The 14,285-nt window shown below is 69.9% G+C and carries 19 protein-coding genes and 1 pseudogene; 7 read left to right on the top strand and 13 right to left on the bottom strand.

The genetic code is table 11. From position 1 onward, the window contains the following. Positions 1–89: 89 nt before the first annotated feature. Both TFC3_RS09970 and TFC3_RS09975 read right to left on the bottom strand, forming a co-directional pair. Positions 90–1,007, bottom strand: coding sequence for a class I SAM-dependent methyltransferase (locus TFC3_RS09970; protein ID WP_082771952.1), 918 nt, complete (start codon positions 1,005–1,007; stop codon positions 90–92). Between the two features lie 41 nt (positions 1,008–1,048). Then, positions 1,049–2,164, bottom strand: a complete 1,116-nt coding sequence (locus TFC3_RS09975; protein ID WP_161952561.1) for a GGDEF domain-containing protein — start codon at positions 2,162–2,164, stop codon at positions 1,049–1,051. Between the two features lie 126 nt (positions 2,165–2,290). Here TFC3_RS09975 and TFC3_RS09980 point away from each other — a divergent pair, with 126 nt between their 5' ends. Continuing rightward, positions 2,291–3,607 (top strand): extracellular solute-binding protein, encoded by a 1,317-nt coding sequence (locus tag TFC3_RS09980; RefSeq protein WP_067498509.1) that lies wholly within the window; start codon positions 2,291–2,293, stop codon positions 3,605–3,607. Here TFC3_RS09980 and mug read toward each other — a convergent pair. Then, positions 3,600–4,154 carry a G/U mismatch-specific DNA glycosylase gene (mug, locus tag TFC3_RS09985; protein WP_067498512.1) on the bottom strand — a complete coding sequence of 185 codons (555 nt, stop codon included), beginning with the start codon at positions 4,152–4,154 and terminating at the stop codon, positions 3,600–3,602. The genes TFC3_RS09980 and mug overlap by 8 nt on opposite strands. 26 nt (positions 4,155–4,180) lie before the next feature. After that, entirely contained in the window at positions 4,181–4,735 is a 555-nt protein-coding gene (locus TFC3_RS39180; protein WP_236718053.1) for a TetR/AcrR family transcriptional regulator, read from the bottom strand. Between TFC3_RS39180 and TFC3_RS39185 the strand changes: the two genes are divergently transcribed. Beyond that, positions 4,721–5,122: an SDR family oxidoreductase gene (locus TFC3_RS39185; RefSeq protein WP_236718054.1), complete on the top strand. Its 402-nt coding sequence runs from the start codon at positions 4,721–4,723 to the stop codon at positions 5,120–5,122. The genes TFC3_RS39180 and TFC3_RS39185 overlap by 15 nt on opposite strands. A gap of 6 nt (positions 5,123–5,128) precedes the next feature. Here TFC3_RS39185 and TFC3_RS10000 read toward each other — a convergent pair whose 3' ends face one another. The 7 genes from TFC3_RS10000 to TFC3_RS10030 are packed head-to-tail and all read right to left on the bottom strand — an operon-like array spanning position 5,129 to position 9,877. Then, on the bottom strand, positions 5,129–5,887 hold the full coding sequence (locus TFC3_RS10000; RefSeq protein WP_067498517.1) for an SDR family oxidoreductase: 759 nt from the start codon (positions 5,885–5,887) through the stop codon (positions 5,129–5,131). A gap of 16 nt (positions 5,888–5,903) precedes the next feature. Continuing rightward, on the bottom strand, positions 5,904–6,662 hold the full coding sequence (locus TFC3_RS10005) for a helix-turn-helix domain-containing protein (protein ID WP_067498519.1): 759 nt from the start codon (positions 6,660–6,662) through the stop codon (positions 5,904–5,906). Positions 6,663–6,668: 6 nt separating this feature from the next. Further along, positions 6,669–7,142 carry a cupin domain-containing protein gene (locus TFC3_RS10010; RefSeq protein WP_067498527.1) on the bottom strand — a complete coding sequence of 158 codons (474 nt, stop codon included), beginning with the start codon at positions 7,140–7,142 and terminating at the stop codon, positions 6,669–6,671. A 10-nt stretch (positions 7,143–7,152) separates the two neighbouring features. Beyond that, positions 7,153–7,545: a hypothetical protein gene (locus tag TFC3_RS10015; protein ID WP_067498532.1), complete on the bottom strand. Its 393-nt coding sequence runs from the start codon at positions 7,543–7,545 to the stop codon at positions 7,153–7,155. Further along, positions 7,542–8,360, bottom strand: coding sequence for a DUF692 domain-containing protein (locus TFC3_RS10020; protein WP_067506352.1), 819 nt, complete (start codon positions 8,358–8,360; stop codon positions 7,542–7,544). The genes TFC3_RS10015 and TFC3_RS10020 overlap by 4 nt, the downstream gene beginning before the upstream one ends. Then, positions 8,357–9,268 (bottom strand): TIGR04222 domain-containing membrane protein, encoded by a 912-nt coding sequence (locus tag TFC3_RS10025; protein WP_067498535.1) that lies wholly within the window; start codon positions 9,266–9,268, stop codon positions 8,357–8,359. Before TFC3_RS10025 ends, TFC3_RS10020 begins: the two co-directional genes overlap by 4 nt. A gap of 33 nt (positions 9,269–9,301) precedes the next feature. After that, complete coding sequence (locus TFC3_RS10030; protein ID WP_067498537.1) at positions 9,302–9,877, bottom strand: TetR/AcrR family transcriptional regulator; 576 nt, start codon at positions 9,875–9,877, stop codon at positions 9,302–9,304. A gap of 152 nt (positions 9,878–10,029) precedes the next feature. Here TFC3_RS10030 and TFC3_RS10035 point away from each other — a divergent pair, with 152 nt between their 5' ends. The 4 genes and pseudogenes from TFC3_RS10035 (at position 10,030) to TFC3_RS10045 (ending at position 11,916) form a co-directional block, all read left to right on the top strand. Continuing rightward, a complete protein-coding gene (locus tag TFC3_RS10035) occupies positions 10,030–10,683 on the top strand; it encodes an HAD family hydrolase (RefSeq protein WP_067506355.1) in 654 nt (217 codons plus the stop codon). A 40-nt stretch (positions 10,684–10,723) separates the two neighbouring features. Continuing rightward, positions 10,724–10,846: pseudogene (locus TFC3_RS39190) on the top strand (MerR family DNA-binding transcriptional regulator); the annotation flags it as partial. Between the two features lie 259 nt (positions 10,847–11,105). Continuing rightward, positions 11,106–11,624, top strand: coding sequence for a redoxin family protein (locus tag TFC3_RS39195; RefSeq protein ID WP_236718055.1), 519 nt, complete (start codon positions 11,106–11,108; stop codon positions 11,622–11,624). Between the two features lie 46 nt (positions 11,625–11,670). Next, a complete protein-coding gene (locus tag TFC3_RS10045; RefSeq protein WP_067498541.1) occupies positions 11,671–11,916 on the top strand; it encodes a DUF2630 family protein in 246 nt (81 codons plus the stop codon). 49 nt (positions 11,917–11,965) lie between these two features. On the opposite strand, the gene TFC3_RS10050 is transcribed toward TFC3_RS10045, so the two are convergent. Beyond that, on the bottom strand, positions 11,966–12,892 hold the full coding sequence (locus tag TFC3_RS10050; protein WP_067498544.1) for a serine protein kinase RIO: 927 nt from the start codon (positions 12,890–12,892) through the stop codon (positions 11,966–11,968). Between the two features lie 227 nt (positions 12,893–13,119). On the opposite strand from TFC3_RS10050, the gene TFC3_RS10055 reads away from it, so the two are divergent. Continuing rightward, on the top strand, positions 13,120–13,740 hold the full coding sequence (locus TFC3_RS10055; RefSeq protein ID WP_067498547.1) for a maleylpyruvate isomerase N-terminal domain-containing protein: 621 nt from the start codon (positions 13,120–13,122) through the stop codon (positions 13,738–13,740). Here TFC3_RS10055 and TFC3_RS10060 read toward each other — a convergent pair. After that, a complete protein-coding gene (locus TFC3_RS10060; protein WP_067498550.1) occupies positions 13,716–14,273 on the bottom strand; it encodes a hypothetical protein in 558 nt (185 codons plus the stop codon). The two genes, TFC3_RS10055 and TFC3_RS10060, sit on opposite strands and share 25 nt — an antisense overlap. Between the last annotated feature and the right edge of the window lie 12 nt (positions 14,274–14,285).

Here is a 14,285-nt window from a genome sequence, read left to right on the forward strand (position 1 = left end):
CAAGGCCGGGTCGGGTGCTTGATGTCCGGCGCAGTGGGGAATGCAGGCGTCAGGGGATCAGAAGGCGAAGCTCCCAGCCCGATCACCGTTCACCGACGGATTGCGAGGGCGGAGAAGCGACTCTCTCCATCCTCATAACCCGTAACCTCCCAGCCGGTGCGAGCGGCGCTTGCCCGCAGCACCGTTTCGGCGAGGGGTTCGTCGGGGCGTAGCTTGCGTCCGTGGCGGGCGGCCAGGGCGGCTCGGCCGGTGGGGTGGAAGATGAGCAGGCGGCCGCCGGGGTGAGTTATGCGGGCCAGTTCGGTCAGGCCGATTTCGGGGTTGGGCAGGTGCTGGATGAGGCCGGCGGCCAGGACGGCGCCGACCGAGTGATCCGCCAGGGGCAGCCTGCAGGCGTCCGCGAGCAGCAGGGTTGCACCGCAGGCCCGCGCGCGGTCGGTTGCGGCGGCGATCATCTGCGCGGTGTGGTCGACGCCAATGATTGTGCCGGTAGGTCCGAGCGCCTCGCGCAGCGCGGGAAGCGCTCGCCCGGTTCCGCAGCCGGCATCCAGCGTGACACTTCCAGGGATCAGGCCGGCCTCGGCTACCGCGGCGGCGTAGGCCGGGAGGTCGGCGCCGAACTTGGTGTCCCAGGTGGCGGCTCGGGCGGCGAAGAAGGCGCGGGACTCGGTGTTGTACCAGTGGTCGTACTCGGCGTGGGCCCGGTCGAGGTGCCGCAGCACCGGCCAGGTGACGTCGTGCAGGTCGATGACGGCGTCCGCGCGCCCATCGCCGACGAGACTCGCGCCGCCTCGGCCGTCCGGTCCGCGTGCCGACACGGTGAAGATGGTGGCGTCGGGGCGCAGGTGGGTTCGGTCGGTTACCACGTGCACGCCGCTGATGGCGCGCAGCCGCTCGGCGAACAGCGCGGACCGGGATGCGGAGCCTTCGACGAGCACCGCATCGCAGCGCTCGGGCAGGGCGGCGATCACATAGTTCAGGACAGTCGTCCAGCGCAGGTCGCCCATGCCCCCATCATGCCCGCAGCGGCCAGCCCCTCTTGAAGTGCTCAGACGAAGATGCCGTAGCCGCCCTTTGACGCCTGCTTGACCCGGTACATCGCCTCGTCGGCTTCGCGCAGGAGCTGGTCGCCGTCGGCTGATGCGGAGGCTACGGCGACGCCGACGCTGGCTCCGATGCTGACCGCGGCGTGGCCGATGTCGAAGGGTTCGCCGATGGTTTTGACGATGCGTTCGGCCACGTGGATAGCGGCGATCTGGTCGCCGTCGTGGATGACCACGGCGAACTCGTCGCCGCCGAGACGGATGACGGTGTCCTCGATGCGGGTGGTGCCCAGCAGGCGCCGCGACACCTGGATCAGCAGGTCGTCGCCGGCGGCGTGGCCGAGGCGGTCGTTCACCGGCTTGAAGTTGTCCAGGTCGACCAGCAGCAGCGCCGGCCGGCTGTCCGCGGCGAGCAGCTCGCTCAGCGCCCGCCGGTTCGGCAGCCCGGTCAGCGGGTCGTGCAGGGCCTGGTGCCGGACCAGCGCCTCGTGTTCGGTCAGCGTGTCCAACGCGATCTGCTGTTGCTGCAGCATCTCCTCGGTGGCCCGCTGCGAGATCCGGTGTTCGCGTTCGAAGCGGAACAGCAGCACCCCCATGCCCGCCACCGCGGCCCCCATGGCCAGCATCAGCGTCATGTCGGCGATGTGCTTGGCCAGCTTGGCGGCCGTGGTCTCGGCTTTGCCCAGTTCCTCCAGTTCGGCGGCCAGCGCGACGAAGGCTGGGTCGGTCTGCTGCTGCTCCAGGACCAGCGCCTCGGTGGTTTTGCCCACGCCGAGCAACCCGAGCTCGGCGTCGAGCGCGGTGTGGTAGCCGGTGACCTGGGTGCGCAGCGCCGAGCTGGCGTCGAGTTCGTCGAGGATGGTGCGTTCGCGGCCCCTGATCGCCCCGAGCTCGCGCGCCACCCGTACCGGCGTATTGCCCTTGGACAGGGTCTTCCACTGCAGTGAGCTTTCCTCGTGCAGCAGCATGTTCAGCTCGTTGAGCCGGGAGCGGGACAGCTCGTGTTCGCTGCTGCGGCTGTGCAGCATGACGTTGGCGATCGTCACGCCACCGAGCAGCAGCGCAGTGAGGGCGAGGATGCGTGGCCAGCGCCACGACAACGCCCGTGCGATTCTGCCCATCATGCTCTGCTCATCGGCCGGTCAATCGCAGACCTTCAGGGTTGCTGGTGGCTCAGTCGTTGCGGTACGGGTGCCGATAGGGAGGGCATGAGCAGGCCCGGTGTTGTCCGACATGCTGCCGTCGCGGTGATCGCCGCCCTTGTGCTGACGGCGTGCGCATCGCAATCTTCCTCATCGAAGGCGAGCGTGGGCTATGCCGCCGACCGGCCTGCGGTGACCCTTGACTTCTGGTACATGCCGTACGGCGGGCCGATCCAGGACCGCGCGGTGCTGCAGGAGATCCAGAAGTTCCATGAGGCCCACCCCAACATCACCATCAATCCGGTACGAATCCAGTGGAGCGAGGCGCTGACCAGGCTCAGTACCGCCACCACCAGCGGGGAAGGACCGGACGTCACGGTCCTGGGCACCACCTGGGTTGGCGGGTTCAGCGCGCTGGATGCCCTGCGGCCGTACACCGGTGCCGAGATCGCCGCGGTCGGCGGGCAGGACGTGTTCGCCGCAGCGAGCTGGTCGGCGAGTCACCGCCTCGGCAGCTCCGACATCACCGCGCTGCCCTGGCTGACCGACGTCCGCGCGCTGTTCTACCGCAAGGACGTGCTGGCCAAGGCCGGTATCGACCCGGCCGCGGCGTTCACCGACTGGGCCGCCTTCGAGCGCACCCTCAAGCGGATCAAGGACTCCGGCAGCCCGGTGTGGCCGCTGGCCATCGGCAACGAGAACAACTTCGGCATCATCCACAACGTGGCCCCCTTCATCTGGGGCGCCGGCGGCAACCTGCTCACCGACGCCGGTGACCGGTCGCTGCTGGCCGAGGCCCCGGCGGTGGACGGCGTCGCCTATTACCAGCGCCTGGTCGGCATGTACGACGACCCGAAGGCGATGAAGCTGACCTCCAGCGACGTGCCCGCGGCGTTCGCCAACGGCACCGGCGCCATCACGATCGACAACTCGCAGTCGGTGGGGGACTACCTCGCCGACCCGGACCGCCCCGGGCTCAAGCCGGGCTGGGGAACCGCGCCGATGCCCGCGGGCAAGGACGGCCGGTTCGGCTTCCTCGGCGGTTCGACGCTGGCGATCCTCAAGTCGGCCAGGCACCCGGACGCGGCCTTCGAATGGGTCAAGTACCTGACCAGCGAGGAAAGCCAGCGCCGGTACGGAGTCAGCTCCGGCTTGTGGCCCGCGCGCACCGCCGCCATCGCGGGCACCCGGCTGGAAACCGACCCGGCCTACGCCGCCTTCCGCGAGATGATCAAAGTCGGTCGGATGTACCCGTCGATCCCGGCCTGGATCGTGGTGGAGAGCATCATCGCCAAGGACCTCGCCGACCTGTGGCATGCCAACGGCGCACTGTCCCGGGCCGAGGTGCAGAAGATCCTGAGCCGCACGTCCACCGACATCGACGCGGCGCTCAAGGACCCGTCCCAGACCGGCATCAAGTAGCGGCGGCTGAGCGCAGGTGGGCGTACGCCTGCCCCAGGGTTTCCCGGGTGTAATGCGCGTTGAGGCCGCTCGGATTGGGCAGCACCCAGATCCGGGCCTCGCCGATGGTCTCGCTTTGCGGCCCGGTCACCGCTTTCGGCTGCCGGAAAGCGGTCCGGTACGCCGTCACGCCCAGCACCGCCAGAAAGCGCGGCTGCCAGGCCGTCACGAGCGCGCGCAGAATCTCGCCGCCCTCCAGCAACTCGTCGGTGGACAGCTCATCGGCGCGCGTGGTGGCCCGAGCGGCGACGTTGGTGATGCCGAGCCCGAGGTCCGGCAGCATTCCCTGCTCCGAGGGGTGCAGCACCCGGGGCGTGAACCCGGCCAGGTGCAGCGCCGGCCAGAACCGGTTGCCGGGCCGGGCAAAGTGGTGGCCGGTCGCCGCCGAGTACAGGCTCGGGTTGATGCCCGAGAACAGCACACGCAACCCCGGGCCCACCAGATCGGGAATGGTCCGCCCGGCCGCGGCGGCCACCTCGTCGGGCGTCGGGCGTCGCAGCGCATCCATCGGCCCAGGTTAGCCAAGGCCGACGTTCAGCCCGGCGGCCAGTTCAGCAGCGCGGCGTCGGCCACCTGCTGCAGCTCCTCGCGGGTCGTGCCGCCGGTGGCCTGCACGGCCATGCCGTTGGCGATTGTCATGACGTAGCGCGCGATCAGATCCGGGTCGGCGCTCACGGGCAGGTCGCCCTCCCGGACGGCTCGCTGGAAGCGTTCGCGCAGGTGGAGCTGGCCCCGCCGGCGCCACTCGGCCAGGGCGTCGCGCGCGGGCCGGCCGGTCTCGCCGACCGCCAGCGCCCCCTGTACTCCCAGGCAGCCCGCGGGATATCCGGACTGGGTGTTGGACTGCACCGAGCCGGTGAGGAAGATCCGGGCGGCCTCGCGGGCGGTGGGCGCCCGCAACGCCTCGGCGATGTAGGCGCTGGGGCCTTGCGAGTAGAGCTGCAACGCCTTCTGGAACAGCTCCTCCTTGTTGCCGAAGGCCGCATACATGCTCTTGCGGGAGATGCCCATGGACTCGGTCAGGTCGGCGAGGCGGACCTCGACCAGATCCTCGGCGTCAACGTCAAGGGCACCGTGTTCACCGTGCAAAAGGCGCTGCCGGTGCTCAACGAGGGCGCGTCGGTGATCATCAACGCGTCCACCGCTGCCGATCGCGGTACCGAGGGCTTCGGTGCCTACTCCGCGTCCAAGGCGGCCCTGCGCACCTTCACCCGCACCTGGGCCACCGAGCTCAAGGGCCGGGGCATCCGGGTGAACGCCATCTCACCCGGCCCGATCGACACCTCGGGCATCACCGAGCTGATGGGGGAGGACAACGCCGCGCAGTTCAAGGCCGGCCAGGGTTCCCGGCTCCCCATCGGGCGGATCGGGCGTCCGGAGGAAGCCGCTGCCGCCGTCGCCTTTCTCGCCTCCGCGGACAGCAGCTTCATGCTCGCCGCCAACCTGTACGTCGACGGCGGCGAGAACCAGATCTGAGGCTGCTCAGAGCGTGCGCAGCAGCCCGCCGTCGACCGGGATCTGCAGCCCGGTGAGATAGCTCGCGGCCGGGGACAGCGCGAACGCCGCCACCTTGCCGAACTCCTCGGGCCGGCCGAGGCGCCGCAACGGCACCGAAGCGGTCGCCTCGGCCTGAGCCTTCTCAGGGTTACCGGTGGCCGCGAACAGTTGCCGGTTACGGTCGGTCAGCACGCGACCCGGCAGCAGGCTGAGCACCCGGATGCCGCGCGGTGCGAGCTCGTCGGCCAAGTCCTTGGCCACGCCGGCCAGGCCGGGGCGCAGCCCGTTCGACAAGCCGAGGCCGGGCAGCGGCACCTTTGTCGAGGTGGACAACACGAACCCGATCGCCCCGCCGCCGGTGAGCGCTGCGGCAACGGTGCGCGCTGTCCGTACCACTCCTAGGAATTGCGTTTCGAAGGCTTCCCGCCAGTGATCGTCGGTCAGCTCGAAGGCCGAGCCCAGCCGGGGACCGCCCACGGAGATCAACGCGCCGTCGAGGCGGCCGAACGTGTCCATGGCCGTGCGCACAAGCAGCTCCGGCGTGCCCGCGTCAGTGATGTCAGCCGCAACGCCGTGGGCCATCCCCGCCGGAAGGGCAGCCACCGCCTCGTCGACGGAAGCTTGCGTGCGCGCGGCGATCACCACGCGGGCGCCGTCGGCGGTCAGGGCCTCGGCGGTGGCGAAGCCGAGTCCCTTCGCGGCGCCGGTGAGGATGTAGACGCGGTCGGCGAGTCCCAGATCCATGGTCGTGATCCTGCCACTAGCGCTTGTGCAGGTGGCGGGCTGTCTCGTCGTTCGCCGGAAGGAATGACTCGATCGCCAGCTCGGACAGCGTGACATCGAGCGGCGTACCGAGCATCGCGGTTACGCTGATGAACGTCAGCTCCCGGCCGCCGGCGTCGAAGCGCAACGGCACGACCAGACCGTTCGGCGCCTGTGGATCCCGGTCGCCGGGCAGGGTCAGCAGTTCGTCGTGCAGCGCGCGCAGCACCGGATCGGCGGTCGTGGTGGGCTGCTGGTCGAGGCGGTGCAGCACATGGGTGCGCCACTGCGCGAGATTGCGGATCCGGGGTGCGAGGCCGCGGGGGTGCAACGACAGCCGCAGCACGTTGACCGGCGGTTCGAGCAGCTCAGCGGGCACCTCGCGCAGGAACAACCCGACCGCGGCGTTGGCGTCGACCATGGTCCAGTGCCGGTCGACCAGCAGCGCCGGATAGGGCTCGTGGCCGGCCAGCACATCGCGCAGCGCGGCCAGCACGGTGCCGAGCTGAGGACCATCAAGGGCGCTTTCCGGGTACGCCGGAGCGAACCCGCCCGCCAGCAACAGCGTGTTCCGCGCGCGCAGTGGCACCCCCAGCTCCTCGGCCAGCCGCAAAATCATCTCCCGCGTCGGCTGCGAGCGCCCGGTCTCCACGAACGACAGATGCCGCGCCGACACACCGGCCTGCGCCGACAACTGCAACTGGCTGAGCCGCCGGTTACCGCGCCACTGCCGCAGGAGCACACCGACCTCGCTCACGACCCGTCACACCCAATACTGGTCGTGGCGCAGGTAGAACTCGGCCCGCTCGTCCTCCGGCATCTGCGCGGCTGCGGCCACCCCTTCGAAGTAGTCCTCACGCGGCGCACCCGGGGCGAACAGGATCAACATCGAGGCAGGCTCTCCGGACTCGTTGCGAAAACCGTGAATGCCGCCCTCCGGTACGTACAGAAAATCGCCGGGCTCGCCGTTCCTCCATTTCTTGCCGTCGTAGAGCTGGATGGTGCCGCTCAGCACGAAGAACGACTCGGACAGGGTGCGGTGAAAGTGCGGCCCCGGCCCGGTCGCCGGCCCCTTGAAATCCCAGCGGTACAGGCCGAACTTGCCGCCCGTGCTCGCCCCGGTGGCCAGGTAGCTGCCGGTGTTCGCGGGCCGATCCAGCTCCGGCGGTGCCGTGCCGAGGCGAACCGTGGCCGACGCCTCGCCGTCGCCGGAGTAGTGCGCGTCAGGATAGGACATGCCCGCGACGCTAGCGGATCACCAGCCGTCGCAGGGCGGCCAAGCGACGCGGGCGGGGCGCTGATCGGCCGTCGTAGCGCAGCGTCTTCTCGCGAGCGGTCAGCTCGTCAACCGCCGTTTCGGGCAGGGCATTGCGGGCCCGCAACTCCCGGGCCAGGTCCCAGCCGTCGCGCAGGGAGCCCTGGGTGGGCCGGGTGGCCGCCCACGCCGACCACTCGCGGATCCACGACCGGCCGAACGAGCCGGCGAGGGCGGGCCAGAACCGGGCCACCTCGCCGGCTCGCTTGCGCAGCAGGGCGACCCTGGCGATCTCGACCAGCCGGATGTCGAAGCCGGCCGGCACGGGAGCGCCCGAGGTCAGCGCGGCCACCAGTTCGGCCTGGCGCTGGGCCAGCGAACTCACCGCGTCACCGCGGGATATCCGGACGCGGCGGCGATGGCGTCCAGCTCCGCTGTCAGTTCCGCGGCCGACGGGTAGTCGCCGTCGCGTTCGAGCATCAAGGCCGGCGGCCGGTGCCGGGAACACAGCTCGGCAACCAACTGGAGGACCTCCGGCGGCACCGCGTCGGTGTGCGTGTCGTGGTAGACCCCGTCGTGCGACGACCCGCCCGCCACATGGCAGTAGGCGATGCGCGACAACGGGATACGGTCGAACAACTCCGCCGGGTCACCGCCGCGGTTCAGCGCATTGGCATACACATTGGCGACATCAAGCAACAACAACGCATCGGTACGTTCCAGGATCTCGGTCAGGAACGCGCCCTCATCCAACTCGTCGTCCGGCCAGTCGAACAATGCGGCAATGGGCTCCAAGGCCAGCGGCACGTCCAACTCGGCCTGCGTGCGCTTCACGTTCGCCACCACCGCGTCCACCGCCTCACGCGTACGCGGAACCGGCAGCAGGTGCCCGGCCTCAACCCCGCCGGCTCGTACGAACGCGATGTGCTCGCTCACCAGTGGTGCCCGCAGCCGCCGGGCCACGCCCGCCAGATGGCTGACCCGCTCGGGCTCGACCGGCTCGGCGCCGCCCAGCGACAGCTTCACCCCGTGCGGCACCACGGCAACACCGCGGTCGAGCAGGCCGGCCAGGCCCAGCGGAAGCTCGCCGTGGGCATGCACCGACTCGGCCACCACCTCGGCGAAGCGCAAGTTCTCCAGCTTGGCGACGTACCCGGAAATCTCCGGACGCCACCCGATCCCCACGCCGTAGCTCGTCATCCGCCGCACCCGCCGCCACCGCCGCCGCAGGAACTGCCCCCGCTGCACGAGCTTCCGCCGCTGCAGCTGGAGCTGCTTGCCGAATCGCCGCCGCCGATCCAGCTGCTGGAGCCCCCGCTGAGGGCGGCCTGACGCTGGACCTCGGCTTCCGCGGCGAACGCCGGGTCCATGTCATACAGTGACGCCGCGCCGTAGAGAGCCACGCCCATCGCCGCCCCGGCCGCGCCGTAGGTCGCGTAGGACGGAGACTGCCGGGGGGAGAGGTAGTCGTGCTGGCGGCGCAGACCCCGCATGTCCTGCATGGCCGAGGTGGTCGCCCACCGCGCCTTCGCCCACAACGATCGGGTCAGCACGATCGACGCGATGATCATGAACGGCAGGAAACCGATGGGCTTGCCGTTGCCCAGCCCGGCCACCAGCCGCGCAATGGCGAGAAGAATCAGGGCAACCCCTGCCCAGGTCCAGAGTCGAGCGGTACGAACCCGGCTCGGGCTCACCGCCAGCCCCTGCGACTGCAAGCCGGTGCCGAGCTGCTCGATCGCCGAGGCCACCCACGGCTCGTTCTGCACCTCGCGGGCCCGGACGCGTTGACCCGCGGCGTTGTAGAGCGCGGTGTCCAGCGGGGTGACCCCGGACGGCAGCGGACCGGTCTGTCTGAGCGTCTTGTCCGACGCTGTGCTGATCGCGCCGGCGCTGCGCAGCCCTGCGAGCGAGGCGTAGAGCGCAAGCCGCGGTCCGCCGTTGAGATAGGCGACCTGCTGCGGTCCGAGCGAGCCGACGGCCGCACTGCGGTTGCCCCGGAACAGGATGCTCCGATGGATGGCGGCCAGCCCGGCGACCGCGATCAGCGCGCCGATGTACAGCAGGAGAAAGGTGGGACCCGAAATTCCCCAGGTGGGCTGCGTCATGACCTCATTGTGCAACTCAATGCAACAGCACGGTCACGGCCGCCTGACAGCTTCCTCAACGACGTCGAGAACCCGGCTGAGCTCACCGGCCGGACGCCCGGTGGCCAGGTGCAGGACCAGGCCGTCGTAGGCCAGCTCAAGGAACTGGGTGAGCACTTCAACCGGTACGTCGTCGCGCAGCACGCCGGCGTCGCGCTGGCGCTTGAGCCGGTCGCGGGTGGCTGAGGCGATGGCCGCGGAGCGCTCGGCCCAGCGCCCGGCGAACTCGGGGTCGGTGCGCAGGCGACGGGAGACCTCGAGCTGGGTGCCGAGCCAGCCGGCGGTGTCGCTGCTGCCGCTGGCGCGTTCGAGGAGGTCGCGCATCACCTGAACGAGGCCGTTGCGGGCCACTGTTTCGACCATGGCGGCCGCGTCGTCCTCGGCTACCGCGAGGAACAGGGAATCCTTGTCACGAAAATGGTGGAAAATTGCGCCGCGGGACAGTCCGGTAGCCTCCTCAAGGCGGCGCACTGTCGCTCCCTCATAGCCGTAGCGCGCGAAGCACCCGCGGGCCGCCCCGAGGATCTCGTGGCGGCGGGCTTCTAGCTGGTCCTGGCTAACCCTGGGCACGCGACCGATGGTGTCACGTCACGGTCAAAGCTTGCAATCCGTACGTACGGCTTGCGGCTCATCCCGTCATCCGTGAAAACACCCGATCCGGCGGCGTTTTGTTAACACTCTTGGACTGTCCGGTGCCGTATTCATTCACGTACAGTGCCCGGGTGCCCCTCGTCTTCCTGGCCTTGGACGACACCCTGCTCGACCGCAGCGGTGCCTTCAAGCTGTGGGCAAAGGGTTTCCTCGACGACATCGCGGCCCCGCACGAAGATCTCGACTGGTTGCTGTCCGTGGATGCCGACGGTCTGACATCACGCTGGGACCTGGCCGACGCAATTCGGGATCGCTATCACCTGAACGTACCGTCAATCGATCTGCTCGATGAGTTGCACGAAGGCCCGCTGGCCTACGAACGCCTGGACCCGCTGGTAGCTTGCGCCCTGCAGATTGCCGGCGACGCGGGCTGGGTGCCGGTTGTGGTCACCAACGGCCCGCACGAGCAGCAGGAAACCCGCATCCGCCGCACCGGCCTGGACCGCTACGTGGCCGACTGGGTGATCTCGGAACAGGCCGGGGTCAGCAAACCCAACCCGCGCATCTTCGCCCTGGCCGCCCAGCGCGTCCGCATGCGCCTCGGCGGCGCCTGGATCGTCGGCGACAGCCCCGAAGCCGACATCGGTGGGGCGGCGGCCATGGGTCTGCCCAGCGTATGGCTGCATCGAGGCCGTAGCTGGATCGACGGGCGGTTCGCTCCGACGCGGGTGGTCGGGAACGTCATTCAGGGCTTGTCGGCGGTTATGTCGGCGCCGGCCCGCTGAGCTTGACCTGTACCCCAGGGTGCGGGTTTAGGGTCGGCGCATGCGGGTGGGGGAGCTGGCGCAATTAACCGGGACGACCGTGCGGGCCTTGCGCTATTACGAAGCCGTGGGGCTGGTGGTGCCCCGGCGGCTGAGCAACGGCTACCGGGAGTATGAGCCGGTCGCCGTGCAGCAGGTGGCGCAGATCCGGGAGCTGATGGCGCTCGGGTTGGCGGTGGAGGAGACGCGTCCCTTCGTCGAGTCGATAGCCGGCGGGGACGACGTATGCGCGGCCGCGGTGGCAACGTTCCGCAGCACGGTGAAGGGCTTGCAGCAGCGCATCGGCGAACTGAGCGCCCAACGCGACGCCCTTGACGCCCGCATCGACGCCGCCGCCCACCAGGTCGTGAGCGGTTCGGCAGGGGGTTGCCGGTCGGCAGGATGTGGCTGCTTGGGTTGGGGAGCCGCTGCCGGCGCTGTCCTTCTACGCCACCGATGGACGGCGCGTCGACCTGAGCGCACCCGGCCCTGGGCGCACCGTCGTGTTCGTCTACCCGCTGACCGGCCGCCCTGGCGTGGACCTGCCGCGGGGCTTGCTGGAAGTGCACGGCGCGCGAAGCAGCACCGAGCAAGCGGTCTGGCTACGTGACCACCACGCGGAACTCCTGGCAGCCGGCGCGGCCCGGGTGTTCGGGCTGTCCGCCCAGTCCACCGGCTACCAACGCGAACTCGTTCACGGGCTCCGCCTGCCGTACCCCCTGATCCCCGATCCGAAGCTGCTCCTGGCCGCCGCCACCGGCCTGCCCCTGCACAGCGCCGGCGACCTGACCCTCTACCAGCGCCTGACCCTGGTGGTCTGCGACGACGTGGTGGAACACGTCTTCCACCCGATCCCCGACCCTGCCGCGCATGCCATGGAGGTCATGCGCTGGCTCACCAAGCGCCGCACCAAAGCTTGCTGAACCCGCGGTCGTACGTACGGCGCAGGACAGGCCCTAAGCTCGGCCCATGGATGACAAAGAGGTCCTGGGCCGGATCCACGGCCTGGTTGACGAGGAGCACAAGCTGCGCGAGCAGCTGAGCCGGGGCACGCTCAGCGCCGCCGAGGAGCACGCGCGCCTGAAGGAGCTCGAAGAGGCGCTCGACCAGTGCTGGGATCTGCTGCGCCGGCGCCGCGCCGCCCGTGCAGCCGGCAACAACCCGGACACCGAGCAGGCGCACAGCGTCGGCGAGGTTGAGGGCTACATTCAGTGACGCCAGCCCGCGGGCCGGGACCTACGCCCGGCCCAGCGGAGCAGGCGCGTCAGGTCAGGCCCGCCTCGTAGCAGAGGTCGCCGATCAGGCGGTCGGTGCCGGTACTCAGGCCGCGCGAGGTGAACCAGGCGGCCACGTTGCGTACGTCGCGGGCGAGGAAGTCGCCGCCGCGGGGGTTGGCGATCAGGTCGACCACCTGGGGCAGGTCGATGATGACCAGGCGACCGTCGTGGACCAGGATGTTGTACGGCGACAGGTCACCATGCGCGATCTGTGAGCGGGCCAGCACGCTGAAGGCGTCGAGCATCTGCCGCCACAGGTTCTCGAGTTCGTCCCGGTCCGGGCGTACCTGGGCCAGTCGGGGAGCCGCCTCGCCGGTTTCCCAGTTGCCGATGAACTCCAGCATCAGCTCGGTGCCCAGCATCTGCACCGGGTACGGCACCGCGATCGCCGCGCCGGTCTGCCACAGCCGGGACAGCGCGTCGAACTCGGCGGCTGCCCACTGTCCGGCGATCACCTGCTTACCGAACGACGTCCGGTTGCTCATGGCCCGCATCTCGCGGGAGCGGCGGACCCGGCGGCCTTCGAGGTAGCCGGCGTCACGGTGGAACAGGCGGTGGTCGCCGTCGCGGTAGCGCTTGGCGGCCAGCATGCTGCTCAGCCCGGTGGTGGGGTTGGACCGGCGCACCAGGAACACGTCGGCTTCCTTGCCGGTTTTGAGCATGCCGAGCTCGGTGTCCACGGCGCCGTACTCTGTTCGTACCCAATCGGGCCTTGGCTTGGGACCGTGCAGCGCGCCATCCCAGGTTGACCACCGGTCGCCGGTCTCCGGCAGGTCCGGTTCCTCGCTCAGGTGCGGCGTGAGGCGCCCGCGCTTCTGGTAGGCGGGCTCACCGTTGTCTACAAAAGAGTCGTCGTCGAACTTGCGACGGCCGCGGCGCGCGGTGGCCGGGCGGAAAGAATCGTGCTCTCGCACTGGAGGGTCTCCTCGGAGATAAAGCGGGAAGTCGTCTGAACCTGGGCACGGCGGATGACAGCGACAGCCATGAGGTTCACCCCCTTCATCTGCGGACCTACGGAAACCTTGTCCCGGTGACTCTGCCGGACCTGCTACCGGCGTCGCAACCTGTTTATCGGCCGGTCATCGGTCGCTCAGACCACCGCGGGGCGGGGCAACGACGGTGTTGGGGCAGGATGGGAAGTATGGATTTTCGCTGGGCTTACAAGTCGGCCGTCACCGTCTTCACCGACCTGGTCTTTCGCATCCCGGACGAGCGCTGGGCCGGCCCGGGCCTCGGCGAGTGGAGCCTGCGCGACCTGGTCGGCCACACCGTCAGCTCGGCCCTGCACCAGGTTCCCGGCGTGCTCGCGTCGCCCGCGCCGACGGTGACCCTCGAGTCGCCGGAGGCCTACTGGGGGCTCACCCGCACAGTTCCGCCGGAAATCTACGCAGCCGCAACTGCCGCCTCGACGCAGGACGCCCGCAAGGCGGGGGAGTCCCTCGGTGACGAGCCGGCGCGTGCCGTCGCCGAGTTCGCGCGCAAGGCCACCCAAGCCTTGTCCGCGGCAGGGGACAGCGACGTGGTTGCCACGGCGGGCGGCGGCATGCGGGTCCGGGACTGGATCGCCACGCGGACGTTCGAGCTGGTGGTGCACGGCCTCGACGTCGCCGGTGCTGCCGGGGTGCCGGTTGAGTTCGCGGCCGAGGTGCTCACCGATACCACGCTGCAGGCCGCCCGCGTTGCCGACCCCACGCTGCTGCTGCGCGCCCTGACCGGCCGGGGTCAGCTTCCGGCGAACTACTCGGTCGTGGACAAGCCGTAGGCGGGCTGGCGCTGGGCCGGATCAGCCGGTACGACGTCAAGTCGCGGGTCGGCGATGAGCGCGTCGATGGCGGCTCGGCCGGCGCCGATGCCGGCCCAGTGCGGGTCGACGTCGCTGACGAAACACCAGCGCCGATCGGCCGGCCACACGAACGCGGGCGGGTGTACCGCGGTGGACATGTCGAAGCCGCGCAGCAAGGCACAGCTGCGGTACGGCAGCTCGACGCGAGGACCGGGTAGCAACTGCTGATCCGAGTAGCCGTCCCACAGGCAGGCGAAAAGATCCTGCGGGGTGGTGGTGAACCCGGAGAGCACCCGCAGCGCGTGTCTGGTCTGTTCGAGGTCCGAGGGGTGATCGTCGGCGACCTCGACGTCGGCCTCGTCCTGACCCGGCTCGACCGGGTCGGGAATGAAGCGCAGCCGGGCGTACGCCTCGAACCCCTGGGGGCCGAACGTGAGCAGTTGCAGGGCGGGCGTGCCGGACCGGAGGAGCCAGTCCGCTGCGCTCAGGTCCGAGCCGGAATCGAGTTCCATCGACGTGAGTCC

Source organism: Actinoplanes sp. TFC3, from assembly GCF_001553785.1.
Taxonomy (GTDB): domain Bacteria; phylum Actinomycetota; class Actinomycetes; order Mycobacteriales; family Micromonosporaceae; genus Actinoplanes.

Excerpts from the sequence above, each read along its gene's own strand:
- TFC3_RS09970 (WP_082771952.1), bottom strand. The coding sequence starts at position 1,007 with ATGGGCGACCTGCGCTGGACGACTGTCCTGAACTATGTGATCGCCGCC.
- TFC3_RS09975 (WP_161952561.1), bottom strand. The coding sequence starts at position 2,164 with ATGGGCAGAATCGCACGGGCGTTGTCGTGGCGCTGGCCACGCATCCTC.
- mug (WP_067498512.1), bottom strand. The coding sequence starts at position 4,154 with ATGGATGCGCTGCGACGCCCGACGCCCGACGAGGTGGCCGCCGCGGCC.
- TFC3_RS10000 (WP_067498517.1), bottom strand. The coding sequence starts at position 5,887 with ATGGATCTGGGACTCGCCGACCGCGTCTACATCCTCACCGGCGCCGCG.
- TFC3_RS10010 (WP_067498527.1), bottom strand. The coding sequence starts at position 7,142 with ATGTCCTATCCTGACGCGCACTACTCCGGCGACGGCGAGGCGTCGGCC.
- TFC3_RS10020 (WP_067506352.1), bottom strand. The coding sequence starts at position 8,360 with ATGACGAGCTACGGCGTGGGGATCGGGTGGCGTCCGGAGATTTCCGGG.
- TFC3_RS10025 (WP_067498535.1), bottom strand. The coding sequence starts at position 9,268 with ATGACGCAGCCCACCTGGGGAATTTCGGGTCCCACCTTTCTCCTGCTG.
- TFC3_RS10045 (WP_067498541.1), top strand. The coding sequence starts at position 11,671 with ATGGATGACAAAGAGGTCCTGGGCCGGATCCACGGCCTGGTTGACGAG.
- TFC3_RS10055 (WP_067498547.1), top strand. The coding sequence starts at position 13,120 with ATGGATTTTCGCTGGGCTTACAAGTCGGCCGTCACCGTCTTCACCGAC.
- TFC3_RS10060 (WP_067498550.1), bottom strand. The coding sequence starts at position 14,273 with ATGGAACTCGATTCCGGCTCGGACCTGAGCGCAGCGGACTGGCTCCTC.